The organism is Candidatus Poriferisocius sp., from assembly GCF_965208475.1.
Lineage (GTDB): Bacteria > Actinomycetota > Acidimicrobiia > Acidimicrobiales > Bin134 > Poriferisocius.
The window spans coordinates 163,622-178,405 of sequence record NZ_OZ242338.1; the positions used below are offsets into that span (position 1 = coordinate 163,622).

The following is a 14,784-nucleotide window of genomic DNA, read 5'->3' on the forward strand; positions in this document are numbered from 1 at the left end:
TGGGGTTTGGGTGTTTTCGTGTGGTTCGGGTGTTGGGGTTCGGTGTTGGGGGTGGTCGGGTGTTCGGGGCGGGTGTTTTGGGGTGTGGTCGGGGGTTTTGGGGCGTGGTGGGGCGTGTCGGGTCGGGGTTTTGGGACGGGTTGGTGAGTGGGCCGGGCGGGGCGGGTTTATGGGGCGTGGGGCTGGCAGGCGTGGAGGAGTTGTGGGGTGGCGGGCCACCAGTCGAGCAGGCGCAGGGTCCATTTGCGGGAGGAGCGCACGAGGCGGGCGGGTGCGTGCCATAGCTGCCATCTGAGGCGTTTGGGGGCGGCGTGGGCTAAGGCCCCGGTGAGGCGGAGTTGTTGGAACCATTTGACCAGCGCGAGGCTGAGCGCGACGAGGGCGGCCCAGGCGGCGTTGGCTTCGTAGTCGGTGAAGGGCATGCGTTTGAGTCCGGAGTCTTTGAGGTCGGCGATGGTGTTCTCGATGCGGGCATGGGCTCTCATGTGGGCGTCCAATTCGGCGGGGTCGCCTGTTGCGTCGGTGTAGAACCCGCGGTAGCGCCAGTTGCCGGAGTCGAACAGGGTGCGCTGCGCGCCGGGGTGAAGCGGCTCTCGGCGGGCGATGAAGCGGGTGCGCTCGGGCCAGCCGGCGAGGCCGGCGCTTTCGGTGAGGTCGGCGATTTGGGCGCGCTTGGAGGGCTCGCCGTCGGCGCCGAGCGCCGGCTGCCACTTCTCGGCGCGAAAGCGGCTGCGGTCTATGGCCGCTGTGACCTGCTGGTTTGAGCGCGCGGTCATGAAGAACCCGACGTTGCGGGCCCGGCATGCCTCGGCGATTTGCGCAGAGCAGCCCGCGGCGTCGACCCGCAGCTGCACCTCCCGGCCCGGCGGCGCGTCGTCGCCTTCGCGGTGGCCCATCGCTACGGCGGCGGGCAGCTGCGCGATGGCGGCGTCGAGGACCTCTATGTGGTCAAAGATGTGGTTGGCCGCGGCGTTGCCGGCCCGCAGCTTTATCGACAACGGCTCCCCCTCGTCTGTGGCGCACAGCATCGGGTGGAACCCGAACCCGCCCTTGAAATGCGCCGCCGCGCCCTGCTTGTTCTCGGAGTGGACCTCCACCAATGTCGAGTCGATGTCCAAAACCACCGGAGCAGAACCCGACGCGCCGCCGCGGCGCTCCCACACCCCGGCCCGCACACCGGCCACAGCCTCCCACAGGCCCTCCACCACATCGGGGCCCAAACCGCGCAGCGTGCGGTACAGGGTCGAGTCAGACGCCACCTCGCCGAACAGCACCGGCTGCGCCCGCAAATGCTCGATATCGGCACACGCCTCCCCGCCCCCGGCCAACACCAACAACAAATGCGCCAGCACCTTGCCCCGATCATGAACAGGCGCCCGCTCGCCGCCCGGCGGCACCGCCGCCGACAACGCCTCCCCCAGCCCCAAACCATCGGCGAAACGGCCCAAAGCGAACAAACCCGAATGCGCCGCCACCTGACCGCCGCCGCCCGCCACCCTCACATCGCAAGTGCTGCTAGCCTGCATCTCGGAGATGCCCCTCTCTGTGGAACCGATACGTGAACATCAACACACATCGTCCCACACCAGAGGGGCTTTTCCGCGGACGCGCACCCCCCAACACCACACCCCCCATGAACAATCAGGGCTAGTCGAGGGCCAGGGTCTCGATGTCGGGGTTGAGCGTGTGGTAATCGGAGGCGTCGTCGGCGTAGATGGCCAACTCAGTGGACAGCCCGGTGGGTGGGTCGAGGGTGCCGGCCCAGATCTCGATGGTGTTCAGCTTGTCTTGCGGTTCTCCCGGAGGCACAGCTACCACCCTCCAGAACAGCGAGCTTCCGCACTCCCGGCAGAAGCCGTAGGCTACATCGGGGTGCTCGACAGGGTGGTACCAGGCCAGGGTCTCGTCGGAGATCAGGCGGAGGTGGTCGCGCCGACAGCTAGTAGCCGCGGTGAAGTGCCCCGTCCACCGCCGACACCGGTCGCAATGGCAGTTCCACACATCTCGAGCCGGCCCGTCGATCACATACCTCACGCCCCCGCACATACACCGCCCGCTCAACTGCTCGGCCATGGGCTGCTCCTTCGAAACCACATCAGATGGCAAATTAGTTGATACTGCGTTCAGGCTGTCCGTCACCATGCCAAGAGTACGTGTCCCCAGTGCTGTTGAATTGCTCATTTCTTGGAGCGCCGTCTTTCAGCGCATTAGAATCACGACTATGGCTGATGATCGGCAAGCTCATCTGGGAATGATCCAGGGAGTTATCAACCGTCTTGCCAGAAACTCCTTCATGCTGAAAGGTTGGAGTGTCTTGCTAGTCTCGGCTCTGTTGGCATACGCCGCCAATGAATCTGAGGAACTAATTCTGTTTGTTGCATTTCTTCCAGCAATTTCATTTTGGATTCTAGATGGATATTATCTTTGGAAGGAACGTCTATACCGAATTCTCTATGACCAAGTCCGAAAGTTGGAAGAGAGTCAAGTCGACTATCAACTTGATGTTAGCAATATCCCTTGCGATGAATTCAAGAAAACATGGTTTGGGGCGATGATTGCACCAGCGGTTTCTGTGTTCTATCTCATGATTTGTGCAACAATTTGTTCTGTGATAATATACAGCAGTTGTTGAAACAAATGCGATGAAGGGATGGAGACGCATAATGACTGTTAGAAGTAGGCGCACTACACTCCAAGCACGCGCAGATCTTCAGGCTAAGCGGTCAAGTGACTCTACCAGACACAAGTGCTTCGTTTCCTATCATGTCGCTGACATGGATGAGGTAGAGTTGTTCATTGATGACTATGGGTCTACATTTATAGCACGGTGTGTGGGGGTCACGGAAGAGTCAGATTTTGTCGACAGTACTGACGAAGAATACATCAAGAGACGTATTCGAGAAGATTATTTAACAGATTCAACTGTCACTATTGTTCTTCTAGGTAAGTGTACTTGGTCTCGCAAGTTTGTTGATTGGGAAATCTCGTCATCCTTCCGAAATGATTCAAACAATAAGCGCAGCGGACTCTTGGTCATTCCACTACCGTCCATGAAGAATTCGGCACGTTTGCCCGATCGGATCAAAGATAACTGGGTAGAGAACGATACAACTAATTCTTATGCACTCTACAACTCATATCCCACTTCAAGCCAGCAACTAAAGCGCTCGATCAAGGCCGTCTTTGATTCTAGGACGACTAAAGGGGATAAAGTCGACAATTCCCGAAGTCTTCGCAAGCGCAACTCGTCTTGTTGAAGCGTTCTTTGGCGGGACGCCGACAGTTGCAATCAATTCTACTGAGGTAAGACGGCCATCCAGCAGACGACGCCGATGTCTTCTTCGGTGATCTCGGGGGGTGGGGCGGAGGGGTCGATGTAGCGCAGGCCGTAGAACTCCACGATGTCGATGATCTGCCGGGCTGCTTCGGTCGGGTTCATGGCCTCGCGGTCGAGTTCGCGTCTGATGTTGCCGAGGGCTTGGCGAATTTGGCTGCCTCGTTCGATTTCTAAGGCTTCGTAGGCAGTGCGGGCAGCGGGGAGGGAGGATACGTCGGGGTGGTCCAGCACTTCTCGGGCCCATTGCTGGGTTGGTCCCAGGGAGCGTCCTGCGAGGTGGAGGGCGTCGTCGTTGTGCTCTTGGATAATTGAATTAGCAGCGGCCAACCACGCTGCCTCCAAGTCGATGGGAGGGTCGCTGACTCCGGGTGCTCGTCCGGGGTTGATGCGGCGCAAGATAACCGGCGGTGCTGAGGCGATATCCCCTTCGGTGGAGATGTAGCGCCAGTGTCTCTCGCCGTCGCGGGTTCGGCAGGCGAAGAAAACGCCCGTCGGTCCAACTGATGGGATAACGGGTCCCTGGGCGAAGGCCGCGCCCACGCCCCAGGGCAGCTCTTGCACCCTGTTCAACTCGCCCTCGGAACCAGCTCTGCGCAGTTCGGCTCTCAGCAACTCCGCGCTAATGGCTTGCGGCACGCTTGCCGCGTTGGGTTCGTCGATCAGCGAGACATCGCCCTCGGCCAAGCGACGGGCATACGACTGGATCTCCTCGTCGACATCCCCCTCCATCACCTCGATCTCCATCCCGTAGGGGCGGGCGGCCACGATCTTGCGGCGGATGGCTGCTTCGAGCCGCAGAAGCCTTTCCAAGTCGCCTTGCTCGGGCAGCATGGTGATTAGCGACACTTCTCGATGAGGGCTTTTCAGCCGAACCACGCGGCCATACCGCTGCACCACTCGTTGCGGGTTCCAGGGCATGTCGTAGCTGATGACGGCCGCGGCCTGTTGAAGGTTCTGCCCCTCGGAGAGAACGTCGTTGCCCAGCATCAGATCGACTTCGCCTTTGGCCGGCTCGTAACCGGGACGAACCACCGTCTCGGGGCAGAAGCGAGCCAGCAGCTCAGTGCGCTCGTCGGGATTGGTGTCGGCGCCGATCACCGTCACCCGGTCGCGCCCGTCAACTGGATCGGGCAGTTGGTCGTCTAGATAGCGCACGGTGTCGGCGAACGCGGAGAAGACCACCACCTTCTGTGATGGGACTTCCTCCAGCAATCGTCGAAGCAAGGCGAGCTTGGGGTCGTTGGTCGCTTGAAGAGAGCGCAGCGCCACCGCAGCCGCTTCCAAGCGACCACGGTCGGCAGCCACATGGTCGCGGTAGTCGGGCTGAAACCGACTCACCGGCTCGGTATCAGTCTCGTCCAGGGTCTCAGACAGCCACTCGCTCAACCCGGTCTCGTCGAGGTCGAGCGCAGCCGCCTCCCGCAGCGCATCCCCGCTGAGCACCCGCCCCTGATCCCAGGCGTCGAGGAACACATTGTGGGCGGCGATCATACGGTCGAGGGTGAGCAGACAAGCGTGCCAACACGACTCGAACCGCTTGAGCACCGCGGATTGCAGCAGCGCGCTGAGAACTGCCTCCTGCCCGGCATCTTGGTCGTCGAGCCGATAGGAGCTGGGCCGGTAGCGGGCCATGGCCAGGTGCTCGATATGGGAGGTGATGGTCTGGACCAGGCCCGGGTAGGAAGCATCCAGGTCGTAGCGCTCGGTGGACAGAACCGGGGTGGGGAACGACACAGGAGTGCCGTCGGGGAAGGTCTCGTTGCCGTAGTGCTGTTCGATGAAGCGGCGATCTCGCCGGACGCTCACCATGTCTGCCAGGGAGAACAGCACATCGGGATTGAGGTTCTCGGGGTCGCGCTCGTTGGCCCCGGCCCGCAGGAACAGGCGGCGCAGCGACGGGATGCCGTGGGGGGCGAACGCCCGGTCGTGGTGGGCAAAGGCCATGACCAAGTGGTAGAGGTCCCACAGCCCGTTGTTGATGGGGGTGGCGGTGAGCAGGGCCAGGTCTTTCTGCTGCCCGCCCAGCAGCCGCGTCGCGGCCCGGTACCAGGAGGTGTCGGGGGTGCGCAGTGCGTGCCCCTCGTCCATCACCACCAGCCGGTACACATCCTTGTCGCTGTGCAGGTGGCGGCGGGTGTTGGCAGTGCCCGCCCTCACAAGCTGCTCGTCGGCAGCTAGCTGGTGATAGCTGACCACTTGGGCGGGTAGCCGGGTTTGATCCAGCCGCTCCCGCCAATAGCTCACTAGTTGGGCAGGCGCCACCACCAGGGCATGAAGGCCGCGGCGCTGCGCGTACTCCTCGATGAGGGCGAGGCCGATCTCGGTTTTGCCCGTGCCCACACCGTCGGCGTAGATCACTCCATGATGCTGCTCGATGATCCGCAGCGCCCGTTGGAAGCCGTCGCGCTGGAAGGCGGTCAGCTCCACCGTGGTCGGCACCGGCCTCTCGGGATGTTCGTCTTCAAGGCCCAGCAACTCCAGCAGCGCCAGCAGGTAGACCTCGTGGGGGTCCAGCAGATCGACCGCGGGGAAGAGCAGGCTCCGAAGGTCGGCCTTGAAGTCTTGGGCCTCGTCCCAAAGCCGATCGAACCAGGCGATGGCCTGTTGCGCTACCGGAGGGTCGTACTGAACCAGCCCCAGTTCCAGGTTGGCAAACAGGCCGCCGCTGGTGAGGTTGGCCGAGGTGACCAACGCGGCCCGGGCGTCGTGTTGGCTGCCGAACAGATAGGCCTTGCCGTGGAGGAAGCGGTCGGTGTAGCGCCGCACCTGTACTTCGGGCCCGCCCAGCCAGGTGTCGAGGTCGGCTAGTTTGGATGACGCTCGGCTGGGTGGGAAGCGGGCCAGGTCGCGGTCGGCCCGCAGCCCCTCCAGGGCCAGTTCGAAGCGAGATACCGGTACCTGGGTGCCCAAGCCGGGGGCCGGTGCCACCCCCAGCAGCAGCCGGACAGTCCGACCGTCGGCCACCGCAGTGGCCATGTGGTGCAGGCCCCCCAGATTCACAAAGCCGGTGGCGATGGACAGCTCGTGGTGGAGGGCAAAGTCGTCGAGCAGGTAGGAGAGTGCGTCGGCGTGGCGGGTGCCGTCGCCCAAGTTGTCGAGCAGATACGGGCGACTGGGCATCAGCCCAGCTCACAGAAGCGGTCGATCAGGTCGGCTCGGTAGGCAGGCGACAACGCGGCGACAGTGAAGTCTTCGAACATGATCTGGAGGTCGTCCACGGTCAGATTCCAAGCTCGGGCCACCCAGGCATCGATGTCTACCAGGAGGGCCTGGCGTTCCTGTTCGGTAAGCGGCCCGCACTCGACGCCGGTCTCAGCAGCGAAATCAGCGTATCGCTCGTCGACGGCCGATAGCCGGGCCGCGGCTCGGGCAATCTCGGTGAAGCCCGTATCGTCGAGTTCGGGGACGGTCAGTGATTCCAGAATGAAGAAGTTGAGGTTCACCTCGACATAGCGGCGGGCCTGCCAGTCGAAAGGAGTGCTGTTCATGATGCCCAGGCAGGCGGCTTGGGCGCGTTCATCTCCATCAACGAAGGTCAGATAGGGGGCTTTGTTGGTCAAGAACACCTCGGGGGGAACCAGGCAGGCCCGCACCGTTCGACTGTCGTCTGATCGGGAGACATCGCGAAATGCCACCCGAGCCCGACCCAGTTCAGCCAGCACTGCCTGTTTGCGGCTCGTGACCGGGGTGGATTCAGCCAGCATTGATGTCGACCCTGGCCGAGGCTTGCGAACCTTTTCCCACGCTTTATCGCTGGGAGGACACACTCGCGCCTCAGCGCCGTGCGGGTCGTATTGGTCGAAGCTCTCCCCCTTCCACAGCGGCCAGCCCTCGGAGGCATTGAGCCATAAGGTCTTGTCTTTCGTCTCATCGAGTTCTCGAACAGGGAAGCATTGCCACCGTCCCCCGGAACCGTAGGGGAACGGTGCACCAGACCGGAGCTTGGCCAGCAGGTCGGCCTCGTCTTGGGAGCGGAGCCGAGGCGTCATCCAGCCCGCGCCGAACAGGGCGGGAGCGAGCAAGACCCCCGAAGACGACGACTGGTCTGCCCAAGACTCGGCCGAATCAGCCGTGGCGGCAAGAGCCACTCGGTGGGCATCGTCGGGGGCTCGGCGCTCGGCTGCCATCAGGGCGACCCCGTAGCGAGGTTCGGCGCTGAACATCCAACACCCTTTGTTGGTCAAGAAGTCGACCCGCCGAGCTGTGGTTTGGGTATACAGCCACTCTCGGAAACCCTCCGAACCCTGGTTGACAAACGCCCCCCGAGGCAGCACCACGCCGATTGAGCCGTCAGCGCGCACCAGAGTCCGATAGCGCTGACAGAAATACTTGTAAAGGTCGGGGTCGCCTTTGGTGGCCTCGTATTCCCCGGAGGCCAGCGCATCCCGCTCGGCTCGAGCCCGCTCTTGCTCACTGCCTAGCAGTTGGCCCAGCTCGGGACGCTCAACCAGGAGGTCGGCAACCGCCGTGTCGCGCTCGCCTGCTGACAAGCCGTGCAGGCCGGGGAGGTGCAGCCCGTAGTGAGACAGCTCTTCGACCACCACCTCCTCCCAGGGGGGATTGCCCACCACTACGTCGAAGCCGGGGCGGTTCCGGGAGAAAACCCGGGGGAATGTCAGCGGCCAGTGCAAGTAGGCGTGGGCTTGGCTGAGATCGGCGGCTTGGCGCACCAGCTTCTGGCCGTTTTGGCCGTTGGCGCCGGCGATCACGTCTGGGCCATGGGTCTCGGCATGGTTGCGGGAACCCTTGAGCCCGAATCCCTCCGCGGTCCACAGGTCGAAGAGCCGTTGCAGGCCCTCGGTGGCATCGCGGGCCTCGATGTCGGCAGCCTTGCTGGCCCTTACCTCGGAGGGGGTGAGGTCGTTGATGTCGGCCAACCGGGCCGCGGCGTCAGCGGCGTCGGCCATGGCGGCGTGCAGGGCGTCGGCTTGGAATGTGCCCTCCCGGACCACGGTGTCGGCGTTGGCCACCCCGATCAGGGAGTTGCCCACCACCACGTTGCGGTCGAGGTAGGCCAGCGACAAGCCAGGAACGAACGATGCCAGCCACAGCGACAGGGTGGCGATCTCCGCGCCCATGGGGCTGCGATCCACGCCGAACACGCAGTGCTTGAGCACCAATCGGCGCAGCAGGGCCACATCGGTGACTGCCGACCCCATCAGGGTGCTGTCGCGGAGCCGGTTCAGCGCCTCTCGCACCACAGGGAGCGGGTGAGCGGCCAGAAAGGCCACCGTCTGATCGGCCAGCTCCTCGGTGACCTGCACCAGGAAATGGGCGCTGCCGCAGGCCGGGTCCAGCACCGCGAAATCGAACAGGTCGCGGGCGGCCTGGGCGGGGTCGGTGTTGATCTGCTGGCGCACCCGTTCCAGGTGCTCTTGGAACGCGGGCCGCACCGTGTGGCGCACCAAGTGCTCAACCAGCGACGCCGGGGTGTAGTACACGCCCCCCGCCTTGCGGCCCCCCTCGTTGGTCAGCCACAGCAGCGATCCGGCGGCAACCCCGGATTGGTCCTCACTCGCACCCCGGCTCGCAGCATGGCTGCCAGTATGTGATTGGCCCTGATCGGGCACGTAGCGGTCTTTGGCCGCGTCGTAGCGCAGCGATCGGTCGGCCACCGACAGCCGCAGGCTGAGCAGGGCCTCGTAGATGTGGCCCAAGTGGCCGACCTCCAACGACGAGTAATCGATGCCGTGCCCGGTGGCGGTGTCGCGCCCCACAGCCAACAGCACTCGTGCGAAGTGGGGGTCGGCCAGTTCCAGGCGCTCCAACAGCTCGGCCCCCTCGAAATCGGTATCCGCGAACAGAGCCCCGTTGTAGGCGGGCACCCCCCAGGCCGGGTTGCCGTCGCGCAGGGCGCCCACCAAGATCATGAAGCTCTTCCACAGGGCCGTTGATTGCAGGCTCAACCGGCTCTTGGTCTTGTGGGCTTCGGCCACCAGCTCGGTGAGCGAGCGGCGCCGGTAGGTCTCGTTGTCCATCGGCAGGAAGTGGGAGCTCTCGGCGTAGAGAACGAACAGCAGCCGGAACAGCAGGGTCAGCGCCGCCCGCTCCAACTCCAGCCGCTGCCGGTCGTCGCCGGCGTCGATGCCGCTCTGGCGGGTCCAGTGGTCGAGGCCCTCGGCCAGCGCGGGCAGGGCCTCTTGGCGGATGGTGTGGTCGAGCCGCCTACGCAATTCGGCGCCGAAGGCCCGGGCCTCGGCTTGGAGTTCGGCCAATTGGCCCTCGGCCAGATAGCGGGGGGAGAGCAGGGCCAGGTAGGGCCGGTTCTCGGTGCCGAGGAGGTCGGCGTCAAGGTCGAGCCACTCACCGGTGGTAGCGGACGGGTCGCAGTCGAACAGCCGGTATCGGTTGCGGCACGCCATGATGCCGTAGCGGACGCCGTGCTGGTGGCAATCGGAGGCCAACAGTCCCTCGGCGGGACGGCCCATTTCGTCTACCCGGACGAAATACTCAGGCTCGGCCCAGGGGTGGACCATGGCCACTGGCCGGCCTTTGTATCGGGCCAGATAGCCCCGTTGGGGGAGCATCTCGATCTCGTATCCCAGTCCAGACAGAAACGCCTTCCAGCCACCCCGAAGGGACAGGCCGCCGGTGATCTCACCAGCGGCCGACCAGCGTTCGGGAAGGTCGCGGAATCGGGCCTCCAGCGTGTGATGGGTGAGCAGGCCGTGGACCACTTTGCCCCGGCCGGCCAGCCTCCTGACCTCGCCGGCCAGATGGCGGACGGCGTCGAGGCTGTGCATCGAGGCGGTGTCCTCTATGGCCGCCGACAGCTTGGCGCAGTCCACCGAGCGGATGGGCTCGTTGTAGGTGCGGGGGCCGAGCGTGCGGACGCTGTCGGGATGCTCGGGATCGTCGATCACCAGCAGATAGCGAAAGCCCATTCCGTCGGCGTGCTCTCGCCAGCGGGCTCGCAGGCTGCGCTCGCCGGGCTTCTCGGCGATGGCCACCTCGATCTTGTTGACCCGAACCGACCGTTTGATGCCTGATCGATTGGGCATCTCGCGAGCGATTCCCAGCCCCATCAGCCGGTTGAGCAGATCCTCGGCATTCACCGACCTCAACTGTACGCGGTGCCGCTTGGTCGCCAAGACGTTTGTTTTCATGTCTTCCCTCACTACATGGTTTTACAAGAGGGAAGTGGGGATACACTGTAATAACTTCACATGTGGTGTTCAAGTCCGATACCGCTGCTCGCGATAGCTTGTGGTATATACGACTTATATACTCAAGACATGGACAAGACGACTATCAGGGTTGATGTAGAGACGCGGAACCGCCTCGCAGAGATGGGGCGCGATACGGGCTCAACCATCGGTGAGACCGTTAGAGAAGCGGCAGAGGCGCTGTGGAGAATGCGATTCGCCTGCGAGTCGATGGAGAAACTCGAGGCCCTGCGTCAGGATCCCGATGAGTGGGCCGACTATCTGGCTGAGGCCGAGTCCACCTACGTGGATGATGGCATTGGTTGACGACCTGTGGATGGTGGATTTCGGTGATCCCCACCCGGGGGAGCCGGCATCGTTTCGGCCTGCCATCGAGGTGGGGCCTTCGCCGATCTTCTCCTTTTGGTCTATCCCGGAAAACGAATTCCCGTTCGTCTTTGCGGTTCCGCTCACCACCGCTGTACGCGGTCTGCCATTCCATGTTGAAGTAGAGCCAACTCCCCAAACCGGGCTTGTCGATGTCAGCTACGCCCAATGTGAACTGATGCGCTCGATCTCCCGACGCAGACTGGTGCATCGCTTGGGAGCTATATCCGCCGAAGAGAGCCGTCAGATATCAGCCGTACTCAAGGCTCTTCTAGGCCACTGACGCAACCTGCGAGCACAGGTACCCTGCGGAATGTACCTCCACTTCGGGATGACGCGTCAACCGCTCATCCCGGCCGGCTGGTGAGTTCGGTTTTGCGGCGGACGATGTAATCGCGCAGTTCGGCGTTGATGGCGTCGTCTATGGGGGGTGGCTGGTAGTCGGCCAGCAGTTCTTTCCAGCGGGTGTTGGCCCGCTGGGCGGCGGTGAGCGAGCCTTCCTCCGACCATTGCTCAAAGCTGTTGTTGTCGGCTACCTCGGAGCGCCAGAAGGCGGTCTCGAAGTTGGCCAGGGTGTGGGCGTTGCCCAAGAAGTGGTCGCCGTGGGTGTTGGTGCGGAACGCCTCCATGGCCTGGCCGTTGTCGCTCAAGTCGACGCCGCGGGCGTGGACCTCCATGGCGCCGAGTTGGTCGGCGTCCATGATGAGCTTCTCGTAGCCCAGCGTCAGGCCTCCCTCCAGCCAACCGGCGGCGTGGAGCACGAAGTTGACCCCGGCCTGCACTGTGGGCAAAAGCGCCTCGATGAGCGGCTGTCGCCCTACGCCATCTCAGCGGAGCTGGCCCAATGCGGGTTCGAGGTGTGCGCGGAGATGATCTGGCCGGACCCATGGTCAAAACCCTCACATGGGACCAGGGCACAGAGATGACCCGATGGGCCCACATCGAAAACGCCCTCGGAATCGAGGTGTACTTCTGCGAGCCCCGATCCCCCTGGCAGCGCCCGACAAACGAGCGGACCAACGGCATACTGAGACGCTGGCTCCCCAAATCAACCGACCCCGACATCGGCACAGCCCGCCTCGCCGTCATCGAAGACCGCATCAACAACATGCCCGGAAAACTCCACAACTGGAACTCAGCCCAGACTATCTACAATGACCACTGTCGCGACCACCAATAGAGCTTGCCAACCTATGCTCAAGGCCCTCATATAGGATCAGAGAACAGAGAGCCAAACGCGCTTATCAATCAAGTCAGGGAAGCGATGTATCAACGTCGTTGGGCATCTGGAAATCTATTGGAGGAACCAATCCAATCCGGTCTACTTGCAATTCTTCGGTACCAATGTGAATGTTGATGATGTCCGGTTGAATCAAAAGGGTAACCGAAGGAAGATCTGTCGGTGTCTGGGCAAGGAGGTCGTCTAAGGGGCTGCGAATGTACTTGTCGACAAAGATGCCCATCGTAGGCCCAGCTTCAGATTCGAGGTGAGTCCACGCGTCTTCTCCGACGTGTACCTGGCCACCGTGCTTCAAAAAAGCATTGCTGAGTTCCGATAACTTGGGATTGTCGATGCCATCGAATACAACTAATACAGGTGTGTAACCGCTTGCTTCGCAGTCTGCTGGAAAAGCAAGTTCCTCTTTCCATCGGCCTTGTCCCGAAGCGGCGATGGTGACACGTATCTTGATTTCGTAGGCTTGATTCTCGCGGAGGCAGTCCACCTGCCTGCCTCGCCCTGTGCCATCTCTCTTGATTGGGCTTGAGGTCGCCGACACAGGAACACCGCCGACCGCACCAGCGATTATTGGCTCAAATAAGTATCCAGTCTCCTGGGCGGAACGATTGTCGATGTCGAACAACCACTTTCGAACGATGAGAAGTGAACCAAGCGCCCCTGCACTGAGGTCGCCGTACTGCAAGAGTCCTCTTGGTCCGACCTGTTCAAGCGATGGAGTGCCTTGGGATCTCACAATGTTCGCGAATTTCAGCCGGGCTCGGTGGAGCGCCGCGAGCGACAGAAAGTATGTGTCTGTGTCGACCGGACCTATCTGCAAGAGCGAACAGTATGCGCTAAGCGCAGTAGCAGCACCACCAGTGGAGAGTTCGTCAGGGGGAATTTCATAGAACTCTCGATCTCCAAGCGAATCGACGTCTTCTACCGGCGGTAGTGCTAGGTCGCGAGCTACTACCGCGATGAGTGCTCGAATGGAACCATCTGTCAATGCGATCCCTTGCCCGCCTGCACCTCGCGCTCGCGCCTTCTCGAAGGCGGTGGACTGTGCCTTACTCAACTCCAAAGCGGCATTTCCCCAATCTGATATCGAGCATTGATACGTCTGATGACACTGTGCAAGGCAGGGCTCATCCCAGCGCCATTCGTGACCTGGAATTCGAGAAGTCGCGCCGAGTCGGCTGTGTCTGTCGAATGGGATTTCGATCCCTCTGCGATCCACCAGCCGAACATTTCTCCAAAGTTCGGCGGGATTGCGTTGCCGATGAGCGTCGCCTGCTCTGATCGATTGCCAACAAACTCAAAACTATCGGGAAACCCCTGTAGTCGAGCGCACTCGCGCAAGGTGAGGCAGCGATCTTCCAGCGGATGGAGGAATTCTCGGGTCGAAGCGCTGGTTATGGCCTTGGATGGTTCATCAGCACGAAGGCGCCGAAGCCCAGCAGGCGCCCCTCCCCGCCGCTCAGTTGGCATCCCGTCCGCTACCCGTCGATTTGCCCTTCTGGCGTAGCTTTGGTGTTGGAGGCCTCTCGGAAGATCTCGCATGGTTTGGCCTTGTAGGAGTAGTCGGAAGCGAAGAGCATCCGACTCTGAAATGCGTGGCGCTGTGTGACCCTGAATAGTCTCATCCTGGGCGGAGGAAGCTGGGACACCCAGGCCATCAAGCGCATCAGCAACTGTAGGCGCAGGGGGCAGTGCCGCAGTGCGTTCAGTTTCCGCTCCGGGCGCGCCGTACGCATGATGCGACGGACAGGGAAAGCCCGGGTCGGCTCCGAGCGATCCAATTGCAATCACACGCTTGCGAAGTTGGGGCACCCCGTAGTTGGCAACGTTCACCTTGCGCAGTCTCACCTGGTACCCACCGTCAAGCACCCCATCGAGCAAATCGATGACAAAACTGCCTTCCGACATCGTGAGAAAGCCCTCGACATTCTCGAATAGGAACCACTTCGGCTGAATCTCCGCGACCATCCGGGCAAATTCTCCAACAAGCGTGTTGCGCTGATCCGAGGTCCGCCGGGCACCCGCCGAGGTGAAACCTTGACATGGGGGACCCCCGGTAACCAAGAACGGGGTCACACCGTCTGTTCGCGCGAGAACATCGGCTGCTGACATCTCCCGTATGTCGCCGGGAGAGACCTTCGCACCGTCGAAGTTGTGCTTCAGGGTATCGATGGCCGGAGGCCAATTGTCATTTGCAGCAAGAGTGTCGAAACCAGCCAACTGCAAGCCGAGCATGAGGCCCCCTGCCCCAGAAAACAGGTCGACACTCGACAGCTGCTCTGCGCCCACCGCTAGATGTTCATCCTGTGCAGAATCACCCCACCATAATGGCATAAGGGTGTGACGCAATAGCTTGATCGGTCACGCCCGCATGTCTTTGAGCGAGCGCCCGGTGACTCCACTCGGCGGCCGGGGCCGGGAAGACTGCTGTGGGCAACACAGAGCCGGTTCAGCGCCTCTCGAGCCACGGGGAGCGGGAGATCGGCCAGAATAGTCACCGTCTGGTCGGCCAGTTCCTCGGTGACCTGCACCAGAAAATGGGCGCTGCCGTAGGCCGGTTCAAGCACCGCGAAGTCGAACAGTTCGCGGCTGTCCTGCTTCTGGTCGGTGTTGATCTACGGGCGCACTCGCTTTAGGTGTTTTGAGTAGTCGATGTCCCGCCTGGTTTCGGTGTCACG

12 protein-coding genes are annotated in these 14,784 nt (G+C 62.2%); 5 read left to right on the forward strand and 7 right to left on the reverse strand.

Features of this window, described 5'->3' with window-relative positions; all coding sequences use genetic code 11:
- Window positions 1-167: 167 nt before the first annotated feature.
- Both ACOGXA_RS00815 and ACOGXA_RS00820 read right to left on the reverse strand, forming a co-directional pair.
- Entirely contained in the window at window positions 168-1,526 is a 1,359-nt protein-coding gene (locus ACOGXA_RS00815; protein ID WP_419924091.1) for an IS1380 family transposase, read from the reverse strand.
- Between the two features lie 121 nt (window positions 1,527-1,647).
- Window positions 1,648-2,073 carry a GFA family protein gene (locus ACOGXA_RS00820; protein WP_419925403.1) on the reverse strand — a complete coding sequence of 142 codons (426 nt, stop codon included), beginning with the start codon at window positions 2,071-2,073 and terminating at the stop codon, window positions 1,648-1,650.
- A 148-nt stretch (window positions 2,074-2,221) separates the two neighbouring features.
- Between ACOGXA_RS00820 and ACOGXA_RS00825 the strand changes: the two genes are divergently transcribed.
- Both ACOGXA_RS00825 and ACOGXA_RS00830 read left to right on the forward strand, forming a co-directional pair.
- Window positions 2,222-2,632, forward strand: coding sequence for a hypothetical protein (locus ACOGXA_RS00825; protein ID WP_419925404.1), 411 nt, complete (start codon window positions 2,222-2,224; stop codon window positions 2,630-2,632).
- A gap of 31 nt (window positions 2,633-2,663) precedes the next feature.
- The gene (locus ACOGXA_RS00830) at window positions 2,664-3,257 is read left to right on the forward strand and encodes a TIR domain-containing protein (protein ID WP_419925405.1); all 594 of its coding nucleotides are present in this window, start codon (window positions 2,664-2,666) and stop codon (window positions 3,255-3,257) included.
- 38 nt (window positions 3,258-3,295) lie between these two features.
- Here ACOGXA_RS00830 and ACOGXA_RS00835 read toward each other — a convergent pair whose 3' ends face one another.
- Together ACOGXA_RS00835 and ACOGXA_RS00840 are read right to left on the reverse strand one after the other, a co-directional pair.
- A complete protein-coding gene (locus tag ACOGXA_RS00835) occupies window positions 3,296-6,457 on the reverse strand; it encodes a helicase-related protein (RefSeq protein ID WP_419925406.1) in 3,162 nt (1,053 codons plus the stop codon).
- Complete coding sequence (locus tag ACOGXA_RS00840; RefSeq protein ID WP_419925407.1) at window positions 6,457-10,392, reverse strand: Eco57I restriction-modification methylase domain-containing protein; 3,936 nt, start codon at window positions 10,390-10,392, stop codon at window positions 6,457-6,459. The genes ACOGXA_RS00835 and ACOGXA_RS00840 overlap by 1 nt, the downstream gene beginning before the upstream one ends.
- 180 nt (window positions 10,393-10,572) lie before the next feature.
- Between ACOGXA_RS00840 and ACOGXA_RS00845 the strand changes: the two genes are divergently transcribed.
- A complete protein-coding gene (locus tag ACOGXA_RS00845; protein WP_419925408.1) occupies window positions 10,573-10,809 on the forward strand; it encodes a hypothetical protein in 237 nt (78 codons plus the stop codon).
- On the forward strand, window positions 10,793-11,152 hold the full coding sequence (locus tag ACOGXA_RS00850) for a type II toxin-antitoxin system PemK/MazF family toxin (RefSeq protein ID WP_419925409.1): 360 nt from the start codon (window positions 10,793-10,795) through the stop codon (window positions 11,150-11,152). Before ACOGXA_RS00845 ends, ACOGXA_RS00850 begins: the two co-directional genes overlap by 17 nt.
- A gap of 64 nt (window positions 11,153-11,216) precedes the next feature.
- Here the strand turns inward: ACOGXA_RS00850 and ACOGXA_RS00855 are convergent, their stop codons facing one another.
- Window positions 11,217-11,660, reverse strand: coding sequence for a trimethylamine methyltransferase family protein (locus ACOGXA_RS00855; RefSeq protein ID WP_419925410.1), 444 nt, complete (start codon window positions 11,658-11,660; stop codon window positions 11,217-11,219).
- 68 nt (window positions 11,661-11,728) lie between these two features.
- Between ACOGXA_RS00855 and ACOGXA_RS00860 the strand changes: the two genes are divergently transcribed.
- Window positions 11,729-12,049, forward strand: coding sequence for an IS30 family transposase (locus ACOGXA_RS00860; protein WP_419925411.1), 321 nt, complete (start codon window positions 11,729-11,731; stop codon window positions 12,047-12,049).
- 73 nt (window positions 12,050-12,122) lie between these two features.
- Here ACOGXA_RS00860 and ACOGXA_RS00865 read toward each other — a convergent pair whose 3' ends face one another.
- Together ACOGXA_RS00865 and ACOGXA_RS00870 are read right to left on the reverse strand one after the other, a co-directional pair.
- The gene (locus ACOGXA_RS00865) at window positions 12,123-12,791 is read right to left on the reverse strand and encodes a hypothetical protein (protein WP_419925412.1); all 669 of its coding nucleotides are present in this window, start codon (window positions 12,789-12,791) and stop codon (window positions 12,123-12,125) included.
- Between the two features lie 368 nt (window positions 12,792-13,159).
- Window positions 13,160-14,395, reverse strand: coding sequence for a DNA cytosine methyltransferase (locus ACOGXA_RS00870; protein ID WP_419925413.1), 1,236 nt, complete (start codon window positions 14,393-14,395; stop codon window positions 13,160-13,162).
- Window positions 14,396-14,784: the final 389 nt, after the last annotated feature.

Excerpts from the sequence above, each read along its gene's own strand:
- ACOGXA_RS00830 (WP_419925405.1), top strand. The coding sequence starts at position 2,664 with ATGACTGTTAGAAGTAGGCGCACTACACTCCAAGCACGCGCAGATCTT.
- ACOGXA_RS00820 (WP_419925403.1), bottom strand. The coding sequence starts at position 2,073 with ATGGCCGAGCAGTTGAGCGGGCGGTGTATGTGCGGGGGCGTGAGGTAT.
- ACOGXA_RS00850 (WP_419925409.1), top strand. The coding sequence starts at position 10,793 with ATGATGGCATTGGTTGACGACCTGTGGATGGTGGATTTCGGTGATCCC.
- ACOGXA_RS00845 (WP_419925408.1), top strand. The coding sequence starts at position 10,573 with ATGGACAAGACGACTATCAGGGTTGATGTAGAGACGCGGAACCGCCTC.
- ACOGXA_RS00815 (WP_419924091.1), bottom strand. The coding sequence starts at position 1,526 with ATGCAGGCTAGCAGCACTTGCGATGTGAGGGTGGCGGGCGGCGGCGGT.
- ACOGXA_RS00825 (WP_419925404.1), top strand. The coding sequence starts at position 2,222 with ATGGCTGATGATCGGCAAGCTCATCTGGGAATGATCCAGGGAGTTATC.
- ACOGXA_RS00835 (WP_419925406.1), bottom strand. The coding sequence starts at position 6,457 with ATGCCCAGTCGCCCGTATCTGCTCGACAACTTGGGCGACGGCACCCGC.